The 20,726-nt window shown below is 70.1% G+C and carries 20 protein-coding genes; 15 read left to right on the top strand and 5 right to left on the bottom strand.

Features of this window, described 5'->3' with window-relative positions; translation table 11 throughout:
* Position 1: 1 nt before the first annotated feature.
* Genes uraD through pucL form a run of 3 tightly spaced genes read left to right on the top strand, consistent with a single transcriptional unit; the run spans position 2 to position 1,759 of the window.
* Positions 2–502 carry a 2-oxo-4-hydroxy-4-carboxy-5-ureidoimidazoline decarboxylase gene (uraD, locus tag NCG93_RS13785; protein ID WP_194412091.1) on the top strand — a complete coding sequence of 167 codons (501 nt, stop codon included), beginning with the start codon at positions 2–4 and terminating at the stop codon, positions 500–502.
* A gap of 4 nt (positions 503–506) precedes the next feature.
* Positions 507–845, top strand: a complete 339-nt coding sequence (gene uraH, locus NCG93_RS13780; protein WP_194412092.1) for a hydroxyisourate hydrolase — start codon at positions 507–509, stop codon at positions 843–845.
* A gap of 2 nt (positions 846–847) precedes the next feature.
* The gene (gene pucL / locus NCG93_RS13775; RefSeq protein ID WP_194412093.1) at positions 848–1,759 is read left to right on the top strand and encodes a factor-independent urate hydroxylase; all 912 of its coding nucleotides are present in this window, start codon (positions 848–850) and stop codon (positions 1,757–1,759) included.
* A gap of 338 nt (positions 1,760–2,097) precedes the next feature.
* Here pucL and NCG93_RS13770 read toward each other — a convergent pair whose 3' ends face one another.
* Complete coding sequence (locus tag NCG93_RS13770) at positions 2,098–2,616, bottom strand: adenine phosphoribosyltransferase (protein ID WP_194412094.1); 519 nt, start codon at positions 2,614–2,616, stop codon at positions 2,098–2,100.
* Between the two features lie 338 nt (positions 2,617–2,954).
* Here NCG93_RS13770 and NCG93_RS13765 point away from each other — a divergent pair, with 338 nt between their 5' ends.
* The 3 genes from NCG93_RS13765 to NCG93_RS13755 all read left to right on the top strand — a co-directional run bounded on the left by NCG93_RS13765 (position 2,955) and on the right by NCG93_RS13755 (position 7,096).
* The gene (locus NCG93_RS13765) at positions 2,955–4,637 is read left to right on the top strand and encodes a glycoside hydrolase family 13 protein (RefSeq protein WP_194412095.1); all 1,683 of its coding nucleotides are present in this window, start codon (positions 2,955–2,957) and stop codon (positions 4,635–4,637) included.
* Positions 4,638–4,757: 120 nt separating this feature from the next.
* A complete protein-coding gene (locus NCG93_RS13760; protein ID WP_194412096.1) occupies positions 4,758–5,777 on the top strand; it encodes a LacI family DNA-binding transcriptional regulator in 1,020 nt (339 codons plus the stop codon).
* Between the two features lie 92 nt (positions 5,778–5,869).
* Positions 5,870–7,096: an amidohydrolase gene (locus NCG93_RS13755; protein ID WP_194412097.1), complete on the top strand. Its 1,227-nt coding sequence runs from the start codon at positions 5,870–5,872 to the stop codon at positions 7,094–7,096.
* A 97-nt stretch (positions 7,097–7,193) separates the two neighbouring features.
* Here NCG93_RS13755 and NCG93_RS13750 read toward each other — a convergent pair whose 3' ends face one another.
* Positions 7,194–8,252: a VanZ family protein gene (locus NCG93_RS13750; protein WP_194412098.1), complete on the bottom strand. Its 1,059-nt coding sequence runs from the start codon at positions 8,250–8,252 to the stop codon at positions 7,194–7,196.
* A 210-nt stretch (positions 8,253–8,462) separates the two neighbouring features.
* Here NCG93_RS13750 and NCG93_RS13745 point away from each other — a divergent pair, with 210 nt between their 5' ends.
* The 3 genes from NCG93_RS13745 to sufU all read left to right on the top strand — a co-directional run bounded on the left by NCG93_RS13745 (position 8,463) and on the right by sufU (position 12,385).
* Positions 8,463–10,475, top strand: coding sequence for an APC family permease (locus NCG93_RS13745; RefSeq protein WP_241741632.1), 2,013 nt, complete (start codon positions 8,463–8,465; stop codon positions 10,473–10,475).
* Positions 10,476–10,568: 93 nt separating this feature from the next.
* Positions 10,569–11,912 (top strand): SufS family cysteine desulfurase, encoded by a 1,344-nt coding sequence (locus NCG93_RS13740; protein ID WP_194412100.1) that lies wholly within the window; start codon positions 10,569–10,571, stop codon positions 11,910–11,912.
* Positions 11,909–12,385 carry a Fe-S cluster assembly sulfur transfer protein SufU gene (sufU, locus tag NCG93_RS13735; RefSeq protein WP_194412101.1) on the top strand — a complete coding sequence of 159 codons (477 nt, stop codon included), beginning with the start codon at positions 11,909–11,911 and terminating at the stop codon, positions 12,383–12,385. The genes NCG93_RS13740 and sufU overlap by 4 nt, the downstream gene beginning before the upstream one ends.
* Positions 12,386–12,634: 249 nt before the next feature.
* On the opposite strand, the gene NCG93_RS13730 is transcribed toward sufU, so the two are convergent.
* Both NCG93_RS13730 and NCG93_RS13725 read right to left on the bottom strand, forming a co-directional pair.
* Positions 12,635–13,489: a DUF4097 family beta strand repeat-containing protein gene (locus tag NCG93_RS13730; protein ID WP_194412102.1), complete on the bottom strand. Its 855-nt coding sequence runs from the start codon at positions 13,487–13,489 to the stop codon at positions 12,635–12,637.
* Between the two features lie 13 nt (positions 13,490–13,502).
* Entirely contained in the window at positions 13,503–14,009 is a 507-nt protein-coding gene (locus NCG93_RS13725; RefSeq protein ID WP_194412103.1) for a toxin-antitoxin system HicB family antitoxin, read from the bottom strand.
* A gap of 158 nt (positions 14,010–14,167) precedes the next feature.
* Between NCG93_RS13725 and NCG93_RS13720 the strand changes: the two genes are divergently transcribed.
* Entirely contained in the window at positions 14,168–14,566 is a 399-nt protein-coding gene (locus NCG93_RS13720; RefSeq protein ID WP_194412104.1) for an ACT domain-containing protein, read from the top strand.
* Between the two features lie 70 nt (positions 14,567–14,636).
* Complete coding sequence (locus tag NCG93_RS13715; RefSeq protein ID WP_252787554.1) at positions 14,637–15,161, top strand: GNAT family N-acetyltransferase; 525 nt, start codon at positions 14,637–14,639, stop codon at positions 15,159–15,161.
* On the opposite strand, the gene NCG93_RS13710 is transcribed toward NCG93_RS13715, so the two are convergent.
* A complete protein-coding gene (locus NCG93_RS13710; protein ID WP_241741633.1) occupies positions 15,136–16,050 on the bottom strand; it encodes an NmrA family NAD(P)-binding protein in 915 nt (304 codons plus the stop codon). The two genes, NCG93_RS13715 and NCG93_RS13710, sit on opposite strands and share 26 nt — an antisense overlap.
* Before the next feature lie 467 nt (positions 16,051–16,517).
* On the opposite strand from NCG93_RS13710, the gene NCG93_RS13705 reads away from it, so the two are divergent.
* Genes NCG93_RS13705 through kdpB form a run of 4 tightly spaced genes read left to right on the top strand, consistent with a single transcriptional unit; the run spans position 16,518 to position 20,706 of the window.
* Positions 16,518–16,658 carry a hypothetical protein gene (locus NCG93_RS13705; protein ID WP_194412105.1) on the top strand — a complete coding sequence of 47 codons (141 nt, stop codon included), beginning with the start codon at positions 16,518–16,520 and terminating at the stop codon, positions 16,656–16,658.
* Positions 16,655–16,744 carry a potassium-transporting ATPase subunit F gene (locus NCG93_RS13700; RefSeq protein WP_194412106.1) on the top strand — a complete coding sequence of 30 codons (90 nt, stop codon included), beginning with the start codon at positions 16,655–16,657 and terminating at the stop codon, positions 16,742–16,744. Before NCG93_RS13705 ends, NCG93_RS13700 begins: the two co-directional genes overlap by 4 nt.
* A complete protein-coding gene (kdpA, locus tag NCG93_RS13695; RefSeq protein WP_194412107.1) occupies positions 16,744–18,426 on the top strand; it encodes a potassium-transporting ATPase subunit KdpA in 1,683 nt (560 codons plus the stop codon). The genes NCG93_RS13700 and kdpA overlap by 1 nt, the downstream gene beginning before the upstream one ends.
* Before the next feature lie 3 nt (positions 18,427–18,429).
* A complete protein-coding gene (gene kdpB / locus NCG93_RS13690) occupies positions 18,430–20,706 on the top strand; it encodes a potassium-transporting ATPase subunit KdpB (RefSeq protein ID WP_372495993.1) in 2,277 nt (758 codons plus the stop codon).
* Positions 20,707–20,726 lie beyond the last annotated feature (20 nt).

The following is a 20,726-nucleotide window of genomic DNA, read 5'->3' as shown; positions in this document are numbered from 1 at the left end:
GATGAGCATCGACGAGTTCGACGCACTCGAGACGGATGCCGCGCGGGCCGAGGTCAGGGTGTGGGCGGCGATCCCCTCCTGGGTGGATGCCGTCGTCGACGGACGGCCGTACCGGGACGTCGACGAGCTGGCGGAGGCCGCAGCATCCGCCGCACGGGACTGGACGCGCGAGGATCTCGACGCCGCGATCGCACACCACCCCCGGATCGGCGCGCGCGTGACCGGCGGGGATGCCGAGGCCGCGGCATCGCGTCGCGAACAGGCCTCGATGACGGATGCCGCCGCCGATGTCGCCGCCCGGATCGCCGAGGGCAACGCCGACTACGAGGCGCGGTTCGGTCGCGTGTTCCTGATCCGCGCCGCGGGCCGTTCCCCGGAGGAGATGCTCGCGGAGCTCGAGCGCCGGCTCGCGAACGACGACGACACCGAGGCCCGCGAAGCCCTGGGCCAGCTCGCGGAGATCGCACTGCTGCGCCTGCGGGTCAGCGTGACGCAAGGATGAACGCATGAGCAGCCACCTCACCACCCATGTCCTCGATGCCACGAGCGGAACCCCCGCCGAGAACGTCGTCGTGTCCCTCGCGCGCCACCTCCCCGGCGGCGGCACCTCCGGCGTCGCCCAGGGGTTCACCGACGCCGACGGACGGGCGGCCCTCGGTCCCGAGCGCCTCGACCCCGGCATGTACGCGCTCACCTTCGGCACCGGGGCGTGGTTCGCCGACCGCGGCATCGTGTCGTTCTATCCGCTCGTCACCGTGACCTTCACCGTCGAAGACACCGACCGGCACTACCACGTGCCGCTGCTGCTCAGCCCGTTCGCGTACTCGACCTACAGAGGGAGCTAGCCATGGTCTCGGTGAGCCTCGGCGCCAACAAGTACGGCAAGGCGGAGAACCGCGTCGTGCGGATCTACCGCGACACCCCCCGCCACGAGATCGTCGACCTGAGCGTGACGTCGCAGCTGCGAGGAGCCGCGCTCGCGAGCTCGTTCCTCGAGGGCGACAACGCGATGATCGTCGCCACCGACACGCAGAAGAACACGGCGTTCGCCTTCGCGAAGGAGCACGGCATCCCCTCTCCGGAGGAGTACCTGCTGAAGCTCGGCGACCACTTCGTGTCGGCGTTCGACTGGATCGAGGGCGGCCTCTGGCAGGCCGAGCAGTACGAGTGGGAGCGCATCCTCGTCGACGGAGTTCCGCACGACCACTCGTTCGTGCGGCGGGGTCAGGGCACCCGTCTCGCCACCGTGCAGAAGATCGACGGCGCGACGCACGTCACCGGTGGCGTGAAGGACCTCACGGTGCTGAAGTCGACAGGCTCGGAGTTCTCGGGGTTCCCGCGCGACCGCTACACGACCCTGCCCGAGGCGACCGACCGCATCATGGCGACCTCTGTCACGGGACGGTGGCGGTTCCTGCCCGACGCCGTCGACGCCGGCATCGACTTCAACCGCCTCTACACCGAGGTGGTGGGTGTGCTGCTGTCGACTTTCGCGACCGTGCACTCGCTCGCGCTGCAGCAGACCCTGTTCGCGATGGGCAAGGCGGCGATCGAGGCCCACCCCGAGATCGCCGAGGTGCGCTTCGCGATGCCGAACAAGCACCACTTCGCCTACGACCTGGCGCCGTTCGGCCTCGAGAACCCGAACGAGGTCTTCTACGCCGCCGACCGTCCCTACGGCCTCATCGAGGGCACCGTCGTGCGTGATGGGGTGGATGCCGCGCCCGGCGCGTGGGTCGACCTGCCGGCCTTCGTCTGACCCGGATGTGCTCGTCGGCTCGACGCGTTTCGTCTCGGTCGCTGGCGCTCCCTCGCTCAACGACCGGGTTGTGTCGCGGTCGTCGAGCGGGCAAGGACGAACGGGCTGTGTTCCGGACGTCGAGCGGGCAAGGAACGAGCGGGTTGTGTTTCGGTCGTCGAGCGGGCAAGGAACGAGCGGGCTGTATTCCGGTCGTTGAGCGAGCAAGCAGCGAGCGGGCTGTATTCCGGTCGTTGAGCGAGCAAGCAGCGAGCGGGCTGTATTCCGGTCGTTGAGCGAGCGAGGAACGAGCGAGACGAAACGCCCGCACCTCAGCAGAACGTCGGCTCGAGAAGAGGTCAGGCGGTGAAGACCGTGTGCACGTCGCCGACGACCTCGCGACCGCCGAGGGCGGTGAGCTCCATGAGCACGGCCGTGCCGACGACCACCCCGCCCAGCTCCTCGACGAGCTGATGCGCGGCGACCAGGGTTCCGCCGGTGGCGAGCACGTCGTCGACCAGGAGCACGCGGCGCCCGCCCGCGACGTCGTCGTGCGCTTCGATCGTCGCCGTGCCGTATTCGAGCGAGTAGGTGACGGATGCCGCGGGCACCGGCAGCTTGCCGGCCTTGCGGATCGGCACCAGGCCTGCGCCGGCCTCCATCGCGGCCGCGCCGGCGAGCAGGAATCCGCGCGCCTCGACGCCGGCGACGACGTCGAACGACCCCTCGAACGGCGCGATCATCGCGTCGACGACGGTGCGAAGCGCCCGGGCATCCGCCAGCAGGGGCGTGATGTCGCGGAACAGCACCCCCGGCTCCGGATAGTCGGGGATCGTGCGGATCAAGGATTCGGCGCGCGTGAGGGCTTCGGACAGCACTCGCCCACCCTACGCCCGGCCTCCCGCCACACCCCGCCGCCCGAATTCGGGGAACTGCGCGGGCCGATTGCGAGCGGACGCCGCAACCCCGCCAGATCGCCCACCTGCACCCGCGCCGTTCCTCAACTGAGGACCCTGCATGGTCCCTCAGCTGAGGATGTTGGCGGGACTGAGGGACGAGGCACGGCGAGTCGGTCCTCATCTCGGCTCTCGTCCTCGATCGAGGACGCGAGCCGGGTGCCGCATGTCCCTGCTCTCGTCCTCAACCGAGGACAGGGAAGACGGATGCCGCAACCCCTGTGCAGAGGCACTGTAAGCGCTTGCAGTACACTGGCCGCATGACTTCCGCAGAGACCGCTGAGCGCACGGACGCGTTCCTCGCCCCCGTCGGCAGCGAGTGGTGGCGCACCGCCGTCATCTATCAGATCTACCCCCGTTCCTTCGCGGACGCGTCGGGTGACGGCATCGGCGACCTGCCGGGCGTCACCTCGCACCTCGACGACCTCGCCGACCTCGGCATCGACGCGATCTGGCTGAGCCCGTTCCAGCGGTCGCCGCAGAAGGACGCCGGCTATGACGTCAGCGACTACTGCGACGTCGACCCGCTGTTCGGCACGCTGGCCGACTTCGACACGATGCTCGCCGGAGCCCATGACCGCGGCATCCGCGTCATCGTCGATCTGGTGCCGAACCACTCGTCCGATCAGCACGAGTGGTTCCAGCAGGCGCTGGCCGCCGCCCCCGGCAGCGCCGAGCGTGCGCGCTACATGTTCCGTGACGGGCTGGGCGCGCAGGGCGAACTGCCGCCCAACAACTGGGAGTCGGTGTTCGGCGGTCCCGCCTGGACACGCATCGTCGAAGTCGACGGCCGGCCGGGCCAGTGGTACCTGCACCTCTTCGACACGTCGCAGCCCGACTTCGACTGGTCGAACGAGGAGGTGCGCGAGGAGTTCCGCCGCATCCTGCGCTTCTGGCTCGACCGAGGTGTGGACGGCTTCCGCGTCGACGTCGCCCACGGCCTGATCAAGGCCGAGGGGCTTCCCGACTACATCCCCGACCCCGAGGCCGGGTCGATGGGCGGCGAAGAGGAGAACGTGCCCTACTGGGGCCAGGATGCCGTGCACGAGGTGTACCGCGACTGGCGGAAGATCCTCGAGGAGTACCAGGGCGACCGCGCCCTCGCCGCCGAGGCGTGGCTGCCGACCGCCGAGCGGACGGCGCAGTGGGTGCGCTCCGACGAGATGCACCAGGCCTTCAACTTCCCCTATCTGTCGACCGAGTGGAACGCCGCGGACCTGCGCAAGGTCATCGACGTGTCGCTGAAGGCGTTCCCGGGCGTCGGGGCGCCGAGCACATGGGTGCTTTCGAACCACGACGTGGTGCGCCACGCCACGCGGCTCGCGCTCACCGCCGAGAACCCGCAGGGGCACGGCATCGGTCCCGACTCGCCCGGACAGCCCATCCCCGAGGTGGGTCTGGCCCGCGCCCGCGCGGCCACGACGCTCATGCTGGCGCTGCCCGGCTCGGCATACCTCTACCAGGGCGAGGAGCTCGGGCTGCCCGAGGTCATCGACATCCCCGGCGACGCCCGCCAGGACCCGACCTGGTTCCGCACGAACGGCGAACGCTACGGCCGCGACGGCTGCCGCGTGCCGATCCCGTGGAACGCGGATGCCCCGGCCTACGGCTTCAACGACAGCGGTGCGTCGTGGCTGCCTCAGCCAGCCGAGTGGGCGACGCTCGCCCGCGACGCGCAGTCCGGCGTCGAGGGATCGACGCTCGAGTTGTACCGCACGCTGCTCGCCGAGCGCCGCGCCCGGTCGCTCGGTGCCGGCTCGCTCGAGTGGATCGACGGATACGGGACGGATGCCGTGGCATTCCGCAACGGAAATGTCACTGTGATCGCGAACACAGGTTCCACGCCGATCGCCCTGCCGGACGGTAACGTGATCGCGTCGAGCGGTCCCCTCACCGGCGGGAAGCTGCCCGCCGACACGACGGTCTGGCTGTCAGCCGCCTGACCCCCGCGGTGACGCACCCAGGGGCACAACCCCCCTCGTCGACTTGCCGTATATGCACGCAACACGCGGGGCGTGTTGTACATATAGGGCAAGTCAACGAGAGCGAAGAGAGGTGACGACGTGGTCAGCATCGACGAGGTCGCCCGCCAGGCGGGCGTCTCGACGGCGACCGTCTCCCGCGCGCTGAGCGGGCGGGGCCACGTCTCGGCCGGCGCCAAGGCGAAGGTGGAAGCCGCCGCGAAGAGCCTCGGCTACGTGGTGTCGGCGTCGGCTTCGAGCCTCGCCTCCGGCCGCATGCGCAACATCGGCGTGCTCGTGCCGTTCCTCGACCGCTGGTTCTTCTCGACCGTGCTGAGCGGCATCGCGTCGGCACTGATGCGCCGGGGCTACGACATCACGCTGTACAGCCTCACCGCGGACCGCGCGGAACGCCGCGACATCTTCGACACGTTCCTGCGGCGGCAGCGCGTGGACGGCATCATCGCCATCTCGCTCGAGCTCGGCCAGGAGGAGACGGAGCTCCTCGTCGGCCTCGACCTGCCGGTCATCGCGATCGGCGGGCCGAACCCCCGCCTCACCACGCTGACGGTCGACGACGTCGCGGTCGCCCGCCTGGCGACCGAGCATCTCCTCGCGCTCGGCCACCGGGAGATCGCGCACATCGGCGCGAGCCCCGAGTTCGACATCGACTTCCACATCCCCACGCAGCGCCGCCAGGGCTTCGAGCAGGCACTGGCGGATGCCGGCGTCACCGTCCGCCCGTCGCTGTTCGAGCCGGCGGACTTCACGATCGAAGGCGGCTTCCGTGCCGCCAAGCAGCTGCTCGGACGGCCCGGCGGTCGCCCGACCGCGATCTTCGCCGCCTCCGACGAGATGGCCATCGGCGCACTCCTGGCCGCCCGCGAGCTCGGCTACGGGGTACCCGAGGACCTCTCGGTGATCGGCATCGACGGCCACGAGCTCGGCGAGTTCTTCCGTCTCACGACGGTCGACCAGTTCCCTCTCGGCCAAGGCGAGCGAGCGGCCGACGCGATGCTCGAGGCCCTCGAGTCGTCGGATGAAGAGGCCCCGACGCATCGTCCGGGGGAACTGCCGTTCGACCTCATCGTGCGCGGCTCCACGGCCCGCCTCCCCGTCTGACGCCCGCGCGCCTGCCCTGGCGCCGCCGGGCCCGCGTCGCGACCCCGAAGGCCGTGTGGGGCGCGCGGTGCGCCGCGGATAGGCTCGACGGCATGACCCTCGACCTCGAAGCGCTCTACATCGATCTGCACCGGCATCCGGAGCTGTCCTTCCAGGAGACCCGCACCGCCGGCGTCATCACGCAGCACCTCACCGAGCTCGGCGTCGAGTTCGAGGAGGGCATCGGCAAGACCGGCGTCGCGTCCGTCATCCGCAACGGCGAAGGCCCCGTCGTGTGGCTGCGCGCCGACATGGACGCCCTGCCCGTGCCGGAGCAGACCGGCCTCGAGTACGCCAGCACCGCGCGCGGCACCGACCCGTCGGGCACCGACGTTCCCGTCATGCACGCGTGCGGCCACGACATGCACGTCACCGCCCTGCTCGGCGCGCTCGAGCGACTCGTCGCCACGAAGGACGAGTGGTCGGGCACGATCGTCGCCGTGTTCCAGCCCGCCGAGGAGTATGGCGCCGGCTCGCAGGCGATGATCGCCGACGGCGTGCTGGACCGGTTCCCGAAGCCCGACATCGTGCTCGGCCAGCACGTCACGCCGCTGCCTGCCGGAACCATCGGTGTGCGCAGCGGCACCCAGATGGCGGCATCGGACGGGCTCACCGTCACCCTGCTGGGTCGCGGCGGCCACGGCTCCCGCCCGCAGGCGACCATCGACCCCGTCGTGATGGCGGCGGCCACCGTCATGCGGCTGCAGACGATCGTCTCGCGCGAGGTCGACCCGCGCGACGTCGCGGTGGTCACCGTCGGATCGATCCACGCCGGGCTGAAGAACAACATCATCCCGGCGGAGGCGAAGCTCGAGCTGAGCCTGCGCTACCCCGACGACGAGGCCCGTGCGCGGGTGCTCGAAAAGGTCGAGCGCATCGTGCGCGCCGAGGCACAGGCCTCCGGCGCCGAGGAGCCCCCGGTCATCGTCACCGACCACACGCTCCCCCCGACCCTCAACGACGTCGCCGCGACCGATCGCCTCGTCGCCGCGTTCGACGCCGCGTTCGGCGAGGGCACCGTGATCGACCCGGGCATGTTCACCGGCAGTGAGGACGTCTCGTGGTTCGCCCGCGAGGCCGGCGTGCCGCTGGTGTTCTGGTTCTGGGGCGGGGTCGACCCGACAGCGTTCGCCGAGGCACTCGCCGCCGGCACCGTCGAGCACGACATCCCCACGAACCACTCGCCGTTCTTCGCACCGGTGCTGCAGCCGACGCTGAGCCGAGGGGTGGACGCACTCGTCGTCGCCGCGCGCGAGTTCCTGGGATCGTCCGACTCCTGACGAATGGATGCCGCCGGCCGCGGCCGACCGTCGGCCGCGGCATCCCGTCCCGCTCGTCCCGTCTCGCTCGACGAGCGCGGCTCATGCAACCGGCGGATCAGCTGTCGACGCGCTGGCGGGCGTCGACGAGCCTCTGGCCCGAGACGATGCCGGGGAGGCCGCGGCGGTCGTCGGTGGTGAGCACCAGCACGGCGGAGGTGAGCGCGAAGGCGCCCGTCACGACGCCCCAGGCTCCGGGCAGGGCGCTCAGCAGCAGGTACCCGCCGATGCCGCCGAGGAACCGCAGCGGCCGGGACAGTGCGGGCGGAAGCTGCCCGCCGGTGTACCGCAGCTGCACGGCGTGGTCGCCGATCGTGCGTCCGGTGGCGAGGGTGACGACGAGCCACACCCCGATCGGCACCGCACCGGCGACGACCGACGCGGCCGTGCCGTCGCGTACCGCCCGATCGGCGCCGAGGGCGTACAGCAGCACCTGGAACCCGACGGCGGCCGCCCCGCCCAGCACCCAGGCGGCCAGCACATCGCACACCATCGCGAGGAAGCGGCGCCGGCGAGTGATCGGGCGCGGATCATCGGCGTCGGCGAACTTCGGCGTGCCCCAGTGCTGCCGCGGCACGGCGAGGGCGAGCACCGATCCGACGAGCGCACCGAGCGTGTTGGTCAGCAGGTCGTCCACGTCGAAGACGCGGTACGCGCACGGATAGAGGCCCCACACGCCGGTCAGCTGCGTGGTCTCTATGAACGCCGAGACGCCGAGGCCGACGACGAGAGCGGTCGGGATGCCGCGGCCGCCGAGCACTCGGACGAAGAATCCGAGCGGCACGAACAGCAGCACATTCAGGAGCACCTGGAGCACCGCCGGGTCGGTGAGGGTGCGTCCCGGGCGCGCGATGGCCCCGCGGAGGTCGCCGACGAAGGCCGTGAGGTCGAGGTTCACGCCCGCGCACCGGATCGTGTCGGGGTCGGGCAGCGGCAGCAGCGTGTACGTCCAGATCGCCATGAGGTACACCAGGGCGGCGCCCCACACGACGAACCGGCCACCCCCGAAGCCGCCGCGTCTGCGGTAGCTGAGAGCGACGAACGGGACGAACAGGAAGACGCCTGCGGCGAGACCCGCGGCGATCGCGAGCACCCCCAGAATCACCTGTTCATCCACGATTCGAGTCTCCCACCAGAGGGGTCCGCATGGATTTCGTGAGGATGCCGATCCTGATGCGTCCTCACGAACTCCTCGCGAGTAACCTGGCCCGCCGTGACGAACGAAAGCCGCGAGCCGTCGGTAGACGAGGCGCCGAAGGCCAAACGCCTCATCCTCGGCGACCCCCTGGCGTCCACCGACACCGACGAGCACCTTCTGCCGAAGAAGATGGCGCTGCCGATCTTCGCCTCCGACGCGCTCTCGTCCGTCGCATACGCCCCCCAGGAGCTGCTCCTGATCCTGCTGACCGGCGGCCTGGCCTTCCTCGCCTTCGCGCCGTGGGTCGCGGCCGCCGTCGTCGTGCTCCTCATCGTCGTCGTCATCAGCTACCGGCAGCTGATCAAGGCCTACCCCTCGGGCGGCGGCGACTACGAGGTCGCCCGCAAGAACCTCGGCGAGATCCCCGGTGTGATCGTGGCCTCCGCTCTCGCCGTGGACTACGCCCTCACGGTCGCGGTGTCGGTCGCCTCGGGCGTGGACAACATCATCTCGGCGCTGCCCGGCCTCAACCCGTTCCGCGTCGAGCTGGCGGTCGGCTTCGTCATCCTCATCGTCGTCGTGAACCTGCGGGGTGTGCGCGAGGCGTCACGCGCGTTCGCGATCCCGACCTATGTCTTCATCGGATCGGTCGGCGTCATGATCGTCGTCGGGCTCTTCGAAGTGCTCATGGGCAATCCGCCGGTGGCATCGAGCGCCCAGTATTCGGTCGAGACCCAGGACCTCACCCAGGCGGCCGTCATCCTGCTGGTGCTGCGCGCATTCTCGAGCGGCTGTTCGGCCCTGACCGGCGTCGAGGCCGTGTCGAACGGGGTGCAGGCGTTCCGCCGACCCAAGGTGCGCAACGCCCAGACGACCCTCGCGCTGATGGGCGGCATCGCGATCGTGCTCTTCGCCGGGCTCACCGCGATCGCGCTCGTGGCCGGCGTGCACTACGCCGAGAACCCCTGCGACCTCATCGGCTTCGACTGTTCGAACCCCCAGCCGAGCCTCATGGCCCAGGTGTCATCGGCGGTGTTCGGGATGAACTCGATCCCCTTCTTCGTCATCCAGGCGGCGACCGCGCTCGTACTCCTGCTCGCCGCGAACACCGCGTTCAACGGGTTCCCGCTGCTGGGCTCGGTGCTCGCCCGCGACGGGTACGCCCCGAAGGCCCTCAACACCCGCGGGGACCGCCTCGTGTACTCCAACGGCATGATCATCCTGGGTCTCGTCGCGATCGCCGTGCTCATCGTCTACCGGGCGAACCTCACGAACCTGATCCAGCTGTACATCATCGGCGTCTTCGTCTCGTTCACGCTCGGCCAGATCGGCATGATCCGGCACTGGACGCGAGGGCTCCGAGACATCCGCCTCCTTCCCGCCGATCAGCGCGACAGCAAGGCGGTCCGCACCGACCTGTTCGGCCTGCGCAAGGGCCTCTTCATCAACTCGCTCGGCGCCGCCATGACGGCATCCGTGCTCGTGATCGTCACCATCACGAAGTTCACGCACGGCGCGTGGCTGGTGTTCCTTGCGATCCCGATCCTGTCGTTCCTCATGGTGGGGGTGCACCGCTACTACCGCGACGTCGAGCACGAGATCGCGATGGACGACCAGACGCACTTCGGCTCCACCGGCGATGTCGCGCTGATCCTGGTCAACAAGCTGCAGAAGCCGGTCGTGAAGGCCGTCGACTACGCCCTGGCTGCGAAGCACGACAAGACGTTCGCCGTGCACATCTCGGTGACGAAGGAGGACACGGCGGCCCTCGAGGAGGAATGGCGCGCGCATCGCATGCCCATCCCGCTGAAGATCATCGAGTCGCCCTACCGCACCTACGCCAGCCCCATCGCGGAGTTCGTGAAGCAGTACCGTGCGCAGCACGGGTCGGCGGTCGTCACGGTGTACCTGCCGCAGTACATCGTCGGACACTGGTGGGAGTCGCTGCTGCACAACCGTCGGGCGCGCCGCATCGCGCAGCAGCTCATGCTCGTGCACGGCGTCTCGATCACGCTGGTGCCGTGGCTGCTCGACTCGTCCGAGCTGATCTACGGCCGCCGCTCGCGGGCGCTTCCCGGCGACGACCGTTCGGGACACCTCTCGGCGCCCGATGTGCACCGTGTGGGCCGGCGGGTCATCCGCCCGGCGGGACCGCCCGAGAGCGCGGATGCCCCCAAACCGCAGGTAGCGGCGAAGCCCTGACCCCTTTGGGCCCGGGGATCGCCGCGAGGCCCTGAACCGGGGCCCGTCGGTCGATCCGGCGCCGGGACGCGGCATCCCGCGTAGCCTGGAAGGGTGACCCTTTCCGCCCCCGCCTCCTCGCCGGCCGTGCTCCCGGACGCCGCAGCCCTGCGCGCGGACTTCCCCATCCTCGGCGAGCGCGTGAACGGCGAGCGTCTGGTCTACCTCGATTCGGGCGCCACGAGCCAGAAGCCCCAGGCGGTCATCGATGCCGAGGTCGACTTCCTCACACGAGCGAACTCGGCCGTCCACCGTGGCGCACACACCCTCGCCGCCGAGGCGACCGAACTCTTCGAGGACGCCCGCACCACCGTTGCAGGCTTCGTCGGCGCTCCCGCCGAGCAGCTCGTCTGGACCAGCGGCGCGACGGCCGGACTCAACCTGGTCGCGTACGCGATCGGCAACGCCTCGGTGGGCCGCGGCGCCCCGCAGAGCGCCCGGTTCGCGCTGCGCGCCGGCGACGAGATCGTGGTGACCGAGAGCGAGCACCACGCCAACCTCATCCCCTGGCAGGAGCTGGCCGCGCGCACCGGCGCCGTGCTGCGCCACATCCCCGTGCACGACGACGGAACGCTGGACATGGATGCCGCAGCCGCCGTCATCGGGGAGCGCACCCGTGTCGTCGCCTTCACGCACGTCTCGAACGTGCTGGGCATCGTGAACCCGGTGGACGAGCTCGTGGCCCTCGCCCGCGGCGTCGGCGCGGTGACCGTGCTCGACGCGTGCCAGTCCGCGCCGCACCTGCCGCTCGACCTCCCCGCGCTCGGCGTCGATCTTGCGGTCTTCTCGGGACACAAGATGCTCGGCCCGTACGGCATCGGCGGCCTCTACGGCCGCGCCGACGTGCTCGAGGCGCTGCCGCCGTTCCTCACCGGCGGCTCGATGATCACCACCGTCACGCTCGACGAGGCGTCGTACCTCCCGCCGCCGCAGCGGTTCGAGGCCGGGACGCAGCCGGTGTCGCAGGCGATCGGGCTGGCGGCCGCGGTCCGCTACCTCGACGGTGTCGGGATGGATGCCGTGCACGCGCACGAGAAGGCGCTCGAGGCACGTATGGGCGCGGGACTGCGGTCGATCCCCGGCATCCGCCTTCTCGGCGACGCTTCGACTGGCTCAGCGACCGGCGGGGGCGGCTCAGCGACCGGGCAACGGGCGGAGCGCGTGGGGTTGTGGGCATTCGACGTGGAGGGCGTGCATGCGCACGATGTCGGGCAGTTCCTCGACGCGCGCGGCGTCGCGGTGCGCGTCGGTCACCACTGCGCCCAGCCCCTGCACCGCCGGTTCGGCCTCACCGCCTCGGTGCGCGCCTCGACGGCGCTCTACAACACCGCCGACGACGTCGACGTGTTCCTCGACGCCCTGTCGGGCGTGCGCACGTTCTTCGGAGCCGCCTCATGAACGGCCTGGAGTCGCTCTACCAGGAGCTGATCCTCGATCACTCCAAGCGCCCGCACGGCAAGGTCGCCGCCGGCGAGTCCGCCGCCGCGGACGAGGCCGACGGCAGCCGCGTCGCGAGCTCGTACCAGCGCAACCCGATCTGCGGCGACGAGATCACGCTCCGTGTGCGCCTGTCCGACGACGGCACCACGGTCGACGAGGTCACCTGGGACGGCGCCGGCTGCTCCATCTCGCAGGCGTCGGCGTCCATGCTGGCCGCACTGATCGAGGAGGAGGGACGGATGCCGCGGGCCGAGGCATCCGCTCTCGTCGACGGTTTCCGCGTGGCGCTGCGCTCGCGCGGCGAGATCCCGCTCGACGAAGAGGTGTTCGGCGACGCCGCCGCGCTGTCGGGCGTCTCGAAGTTCACCGCCCGCGTGAAGTGCGCGATGCTCGCGTGGGTCGCCTTCGAGGACGCCGCCGCCCGCGCCTGACGCCCACGCCGGTCGCTGCACCCCCACGCCGGTCGCTGCACCCCCACGCCGGTCGCTGCACCCCCACGTCGGTCGGTGCGCCCCCACGTCGGTCGGTGCACCCCCACGTCGGTCGGTGCACCCCCACGTCGGTCGCTGCACCCCCACGTCGGTCGCTGCACCCCCACGTCGGTCGCTGAGCCCCCACGTCGGTCGCTGAGCTTGTCGAAGCGCCTTCGACAAGCTCAGGCACCGAACCGCGCGCGGACGTCAGCCGGCGACGGGATGCGTGCGGTGCACGGTGATGTCGCCGTAACCGGTGCGCGCGTAGAGCTCCTGCGAGGCCTCGCCGTCGACCGGGCCGGCGGCGACGGCCAACTCGTTGCGCACCGCGGCGTGCTGACTCGCGGCGTCGAGCCACACGGCGGTGCCCGAGCGGATACCCAGCGTCACAGCACCATAGGACGCCTCGACCCGTGCCGTACCGCCGTTGAGATCGCCGATGCGCACCGGCCCGTAGGCCGAGCGGACGGTCAGCGCCGGACCGGGATCGCCGAGGTGGACGACGCCACTGGAGGTCGCGATGTCGGCGACGCCCGACACGGAGCCGACGTCGATGCCGGCATCCGATCCCTTCAGCCGCAGTGCGCCGTCGACGATGCCGATGCGCGCACGCCCCGAGCTGATGCTCACGTCGGCGTCGCCCCGCACGTGCTCGACCCTCAGCTCGCCGTGACCCAGACCGAGGTCGGCGCGGCCGGTGCGCTCGAGCGTGGCGTCGCCGTAGTCCAGGGCGATGCGCGCCGTGCCGACGGCACCGGCGACCCGGATCGAGCCGTACTTGAGCGCGAGGGAGACATCGGAGCCGGTCGGCACGCGTACCGAGACGTCGACGGAGTCCCCGGAGCCGAAGAGGGTGAAGCGCACAGGGCCGACGATGCGCAGATCCGAGCCGGACTGGATCACCCGCACGGCGTCGGCGGCGCTGCGGTCGCCGCCCCGATGCGGGTTGGCGGGCCCGATCTCGACGGCGAGGTCGCGGCGTGACTCGGCGACCACGTCGATGCGCCCCATCTGCAGTTCGATCCGCACGGCGGCCGGACCCGACACCGGGAAGGTCGTCATCAGCACACCCTTCTCAGCGGACCCAGCCGGTGTAGGACGAGCCGGCGGCGGCCGCACCCGCGGGCGGATCCAGCGACGTCGTGACGGCGCGCACGAGCCAGGCGTTGAGCGACACGCCTTCGGAGGCGGCTGCCGCCTCGGCGCGGACCTTGAGAGAGTCCGGCAGGCGCAGGGTCGTGCGCGCAGTCGCGTCGTCGGCGTCGTCGACGGATGCCGCGGCCTGCGGCGCTGCGACGGCGACAGGGCCGCTCGGGTTCGGGGCGGGCTGGGCGACCGGGGCCGGGCGCGACACGATGAAATCGACCTCGCGGCCGCGCAGGCGCACATCGACGGAGCCGGGCGCGAGCTCGCGCGTGATCTCGCCCGCCGCCTCCGACAGCGCCTCGAGGATCGCCAGCCGTGCGGCGGGCTCGAGCGCGGCGGCGAGCCGGGCCGCGAGCTCGGCCGTGTCGCTCCCGCCGGCCGCCGCGGCCGCTGCGAGCTGCCGCTGGAGCTCCTCCACATGACTGGCGATCTGCATGACGTCAGAGTGACATCAAGATGGCGTCACGTCAATGCCGCGAGCGGCGGCGCGCGACACCACTCAAACTTCGCTCTCAGCAGGCGTGCCATACTGGCTCGGCGCGATGCCGTGGCCTTCTTCTGAGGCCTTCCGCGCGATCTCACGAGGATGCACGCATGCGCACCCCCACTGTCGAACTGCGGTCCTTTCCCGACGACTACGTCATCGCACGGTTTCCCGCGGACAGTCCCGTCCCTGGCGAACTGCTTGCTGCACATCCCATCGACGCGTTCGTATCGTTCACCCGTACTCCTCAGGAAGTCTCGATCGTCTGTCCTGTCGAACTTGCCCCCGCGGGGGCGGAGCTCGATGGACCTTGGGTGGGACTGTATGCGGGTGGCCCGATCCCGTTCGGCCTCACAGGCGTCGTCGCGTCACTGGTCGCCCCACTCGCCGCAGCTGCGTGCCCGGTGTTCGTGGTTTCGACGTTCGACGGCGACGTCCTTATGGTCCCCGCTTCGGACAGTGACCGGGCGCGGAGCATCCTCGCGGCGGCGGGTCACGCGGTCAACTGATTGCTCGGGACTGATCCGGTCCCCCTCCTCCAGCGGGTTCCGATTCTTTTGCAGCCGAAGGGGCGTCAAGGTGACGATCGAGTTTCCCGCCGGGATGACCCTCCGTCACCCGCAGGAAGACGACCATCCTCGCGTGCATGCGTTGCTGGATCGTTGGTGGGGTGGGTTGGGTGGCGACGCTGGATCCCAACAGCGTGTTCTTCTGCTGCCGCGGCTGTACTTTCAGCACTTCACGACGACCAGCTATCTGCTCGAGCGCGCGGATGGTGAGCTGACAGCCTTCCTCATCGGCTTCCTCTCGCAAAGCGACCCAGCGGTGGCGTACATCCACTTCGTAGGAGTCGATCCCGCTTTCCGGATGCAGGGGATCGCCACCGCCCTGTACAGCCGATTCTTCGAACAGGCTCGCCAACTGAGCCGGCGATACGTCAATTGCCTGACCAGCCCTGAGAATCTCACCTCGCAGGCATTCCACGCTCGGATGGGCTTCAGGAGCTTGCCGGGGGCGGACATCGGAGGCGTCCAGGTGCAGCCCGGTTACGACGGCGTCGGTCTCGACCGAGTCGTTTTCACCTTGGATCTCGCGATCTCATAGCCGGTCGTCCGGCGACAGCACCGCGCTCGTCGGGGTGGCGCGCGTGAGCGGTACTCACTCGATCGTCAATATGGCTCTGCAAGGTGACCGAGCCTCGCCATGGTTCCGCGGGGAGATCGAGATTCGCGATGGTGAGTCTGGTCATATTCGCGTAGGAAGCAGCGGCAGCCGGGGAGAAGCCCATCTCGGCGAATGCGGAATCCAAGAGCTCCACGGGTGTCTGCTGCACCGTGACTGATCGGCCCAGCGCGGCTGCGAAAGCGTCGGCGACGTCCTCTGCCGTGTATCGACGCGGTCCCTCGATGAATCGGACGCCCACGTCGTCGGTCGAGGACAGCAACCGCTCGGCAGCCGCCTCGCCGAGGTCCGATGGGGCAACCATCGGCAGAACGAGGTCAGCGGGGAGCATCGAGGGCAGCACGCCGGAGTCGCGGGCGGCGTCCACGTATCCGTCCCAGTTCGTCATGTAGTAGGCGCCCCGGTTTATCGCGGCGGGAACACTCTGTTGCGCCAACCCTTGCTCGAGCCGCCAGAGGGTCCCGAGATCGCCGATACGCCTCCCTGGTTGCGCGCCGTATGTCGACACTGCGACAACCTTCTCCAGCTCAGAACCCTCGAGGGCACTCAAGATCACGTCGATCGCGCGATGCTCTTCGACATCCGTGTCCCCTGCGGGATCGGCCGGCGGACACAAGAGCAGCGCGCGCTGCCCTTGGCGCAGAGCCGTGCGCAGCGATGTCACGTCGCCGGCATCAGCAACCGCTATCTCTGCCCCGGCACCAGTCCATTCCGATGCCATGTGGGCATTGCGCGTGACGATCGTCACCGTCTCGCCTCGACGAAGCAAGGCTCGAGCTGTGGCAGAACCGACATGACCAGTCCCACCCATAACCACGTACATCATGTGCTCCTTTCACCAGGTGAGTCTGATCAGCCATCTGCGAAACGGCTGCCGCATCAGGCGGCAGCGTGGTTCTTCGCGTAGCGATCGGTCAGCGGTTCGAAAGCTCCGAGGTGTCTAGGACGCTACGCGAGGACTCCGACATCGCGCTCTTCGTGAAGTGCCGCAACACGAACGTCATTCGATCTGCGTGCCGCCCAACGGGACGGCATCTGGATCTCCGCGACGCGCCTGGCGATCTACACACCGTCGAGGTGACATCACGGTGGCGTGACGGCAACGCCCGCGTCGGCGGCGGCGTCAGGGGAGCGTGAGGGTCCGCTCCGAGGTCGTTCGGATTCCGTGAGGACGACGACCGGGGCACCGGCCGGCGGGTTGCATCGACATCACGTCCTCCGCACGGGGGACGACCGCGTGGCTTCCCTCCGCGCGGACCACCGTCACCGGGAGTCCACGTGCTCGATGTCCTCTACCTCGCCACGACGCTCGCGCTGTTCGCGCTCGTCGGACTGATCGCCCTGGGGGTCGACCGGCTCGACCGCCGTTCCGGCCCTTCGGCGTCGCGCGGCCTCCTCAGCCGGAAGGCACGCGGATGATCGTCTTCTCGCTCATCGCCGGCCTTCTCGGGCTCACCGCGATCGCCTACCTCCTGGTCGCCCTCCTCGATCCCGAGAAGTTCTGATGGATGCCGCAACCGTCGCCACCGGCATCCTCCAGCTCCTGACCGTGCTGCTGATCCTCGCGCTGCTGTACCGGCCGCTCGGCGACTGGATCGCCCGCGTCTACACGACCGGTCGGGACGCACGCGTCGAGCGCGGCTTCTACCGGCTGGTCGGCGTCGATTCGCGCTCCGAGCAGACGTGGCAGGCGTACACGCGGAGCGTGCTGGCCTTCTCGCTGGTCGGGGTGGTCGCCGTCTATGCACTGCAGCGCCTGCAGGGCCTGCTGCCGTACTCGCTCGGCCTGCCCCCCGTACCGGAGGGTCTCGCCTTCAACACCGCGGTGTCGTTCGTCACGAACACCAACTGGCAGTCGTACTCCCCCGAGCTCACGATGGGCTACACGGTGCAGCTCGCGGGCCTCGCGGTGCAGAACTTCGTGTCGGCGGCCGTCGGCATCGCCGTCGCCGTGGCGCTCGTCCGCGGGTTCGCCCGGCGGGGCTCGGCGACCATCGGCAACTTCTGGATCGACCTCACCCGGGGCATCGCCCGCCTGCTCCTGCCGCTCGCGCTCGTCGCCGCGATCGCTCTGGTGGTCGCGGGGGTCGTGCAGAACGTCGCCGGTTTCACCGAGGTGGCCACCGTGACGGGCGGCTCGCAGCTGGTCCCTGGCGGCCCGGTCGCCTCGCAGGAGGCGATCAAGCTGCTCGGCACCAACGGCGGCGGCTTCTTCAACGCCAACTCGGCGCACCCGTTCGAGAACCCGACGCCCTGGTCGAACGTTCTCGAGATCCTGCTGCTGCTCGCGATCCCGGTGGCGATGCCCCGCGCCTTCGGCCGCATGATCGGTGACGATCGACAGGGCTACGCGATCCTCGCCGTGATGGGCTCGATCGCCGTCGTGTCGATCGTCGCGGTGACGTGGCTCGAGTCGCTCGGGCTGGGCACCGCACCGCAGCTCGCGGGCGCCGCGATGGAGGGCAAGGAGACCCGGTTCGGCATCTTCGGCTCGACGCTGTTCGCGGGCGCCACCACGCTCACCTCCACGGGTGCGGTCAACTCGATGCACGATTCGTACACCGCGCTCGGCGGCATGATCCCGATGGTCAACATCATGCTCGGCGAGGTCGCACCGGGCGGCGTGGGCTCGGGCCTGTACGGCATGCTCGTGCTCGCCATCATCGCCGTCTTCGTCGGCGGCCTCCTCGTCGGCCGGACGCCCGAGTACGTCGGCAAGAAGATCGGGCCGACGCAGATCAAGCTGGCGAGCCTGTACATCCTCGTGACCCCGATCCTGGTGCTCGCCGGCACGGCGCTGAGCTTCGGCATCCCGGCGATCCGGTCGGATGTCGAGTCGACGTCGATCTGGAATCCGGGCGTGCACGGCCTCGGCGAGGTGCTGTACGCCTTCACGTCGGCGGCGAACAACAATGGCTCCGCCTTCGCCGGTCTGACGGCGAACACCCCGTGGCTCAACACCGCACTCGGCGTGGCCATGCTCCTCGGCCGCTTCGTGCCGATCGTGTTCGTGCTCGCCCTCGCCGGCTCGCTCGCCGCGCAGGAGTCCACCCCGTCGAGCGCCGGGACGCTCCCCACCCATCGTCCGCAGTTCGTCGGCCTCCTCGCCGTCGTCGCGGTCGTGATCACCGCACTCACGTACTTCCCCGTTCTCACGCTGGGTCCCCTGGCGGAAGGGCTCGTCTGACTCATGTCCACCCCCACCCTCGTCTCGACTACCGAACCCCTGCAGGACCCCGCCGGCGGCTCGATGCCGCCTCGCCCGGCGGGATCGTCGCGCGCGTTCAGCGCGGCGCAGCTCTGGGCCGGCGTGCCTGGAGCCCTGCGCAAGCTGAACCCCGCCGCCCTGTGGCGCAGCCCCGTCATGTTCCTGGTGTGGGTCGGTGCCGCCCTCACCACCGCGATCGCGATCGCCGAGCCGTTCCTCGGCGGCCCGGAGCAGTCGGGCGGCACGCCGGTGCCCTTCGGCTTCACGTGGGGGATCGCGGTCTGGCTCTGGCTGACCGTCCTGTTCGCCAACCTCGCCGAGTCGGTCGCCGAGGGCCGCGGCAAGGCGCAGGCGGCGACGCTGCGCAGCACCCGCACCTCGACGACCGCGCGCCGCGTCGTCTCGTACGACGGGAAGACGGATGCCGCGGCCCACCGCGCCGAGACCGTCGACGTGTCCTCGGGCGATCTCAGTCTCGGCGACGTGGTGATCGTGTCGGCCGGCGAGCTCATCCCCGGCGACGGCGACATCATCGCCGGCATCGCCACCGTGGACGAGTCGGCGATCACCGGCGAGTCGGCTCCGGTCGTCCGCGAGTCGGGCGGCGATCGCTCGGCGGTGACCGGCGGCACGCGGGTGCTCTCGGATCGCATCGTCGTGCGCATCACCTCGAAGCCCGGCGAGACGTTCGTCGATCGCATGATCGCGCTCGTCGAGGGCGCGAGCCGCCAGAAGACGCCCAACGAGATCGCCCTCAGCATCCTGCTGGCGAGCCTGTCGATCGTGTTCGTCATCGTCGTGCTGACGCTGAACCCCATTGCGTCCTATGCAGCGAGCCCCGTCAGCATCCCGGTGCTCGTCGCCCTTCTGGTGTGTCTCATCCCCACCACGATCGGCGCGCTGCTGTCGGCGATCGGCATCGCCGGCATGGACCGGCTGGTACAGCGCAACGTGCTGGCCATGTCGGGCCGCGCGGTCGAAGCGGCGGGCGACGTCACGACGCTCCTCCTCGACAAGACCGGCACGATCACCTACGGCAACCGCCGCGCGTCGGACTTCGTCGCCATGCCGGGCGTCGGCGACGCCGAACTCGCCCGCGCGGCCGCCCTCTCCTCGCTCGCCGATCCCACCCCCGAGGGAGTCTCGGTGGTCGAGCTCGCGACGCTGCGCGGGCAGCAGGTCGCCGAACCCGACGGATCCACAGTCGTGCCGTTCACCGCGCAGACCCGCATGAGCGGGGTCGACCTCGCGGACGGCACGCAGGTGCGCAAGGGCGCCGGATCGGCGGTGCTCGCATGGCTCGAGGCATCCGGATCCCCCGTGTCCGCCGGCACGCGTGCAGTGCTGGCCGCCGAGACCGACGCGATCGCCCAGTCCGGCGGCACGCCGCTCGTCGTGGCTACCCTTCGACAGGCTCAGGGACCGGGCAGAAGACCGGCCGCTGAGCCGCAGGCACCGGTCGCTGAGCCGCAGGCACCGGTCGCTGAGCCGCAAGCACCGGTCGCTGAGCCTGTCGAAGCGCGGATCCTGGGCGTCGTGCGCCTCAAGGACATCGTCAAGGAGGGCCTCCGCGAGCGGTTCGACGAGCTGCGCGCCATGGGCATCCGCACCGTCATGATCACCGGCGACAACCCGCTGACCGCCGCCGCGATCGCGAAGGAGGCCGGGGTCGACGACTTCCTGGCCGAGGCGACCCCTGAGGACAAGCTGGCCCTCATCCGGCGCGAGCAGGAGGGCGGCAATCTCGTCGCGATGACGGGCGACGGCACCAACGACGCCCCGGCGCTCGCGCAGGCCGACGTGGGCGTCGCGATGAACACCGGCACCTCCGCCGCGAAGGAGGCCGGCAACATGGTCGACCTCGACAGCGACCCGACGAAGCTCATCGACATCGTGCGGATCGGCAAGCAGCTGCTCATCACGCGCGGCGCACTCACGACGTTCTCGCTGGCGAACGACATCGCCAAGTACTTCGCGATCATCCCCGCGATGTTCATGGGCATCTTCCCCGGGCTGGCGGCGCTGAACGTCATGCACCTCAGCTCGCCGGCATCCGCTGTCATGAGCGCCATCATTTTCAACGCGATCGTCATCGTGTTCCTCATTCCGCTGGCGCTGCGCGGCGTGAAGTACCGTCCGGCGAGCGCCTCGCAGATCCTCAGCCGCAACCTGCTCGTGTACGGCCTCGGCGGCGTGATCGCCCCCTTCATCGGCATCAAGCTCATCGACCTCGTCGTGAGCCTCATCCCCGGCTTCTGACACCCCCGTCCCACAGGAGA

Origin of the sequence: Microbacterium yannicii, assembly GCF_024055635.1 — a bacterium.
Classification (GTDB): Bacteria; Actinomycetota; Actinomycetes; order Actinomycetales; family Microbacteriaceae; genus Microbacterium; species Microbacterium yannicii.
The sequence above is the reverse complement of the archived record's forward strand: the minus strand, read 5'-3'. Positions and strand labels throughout refer to the sequence as shown.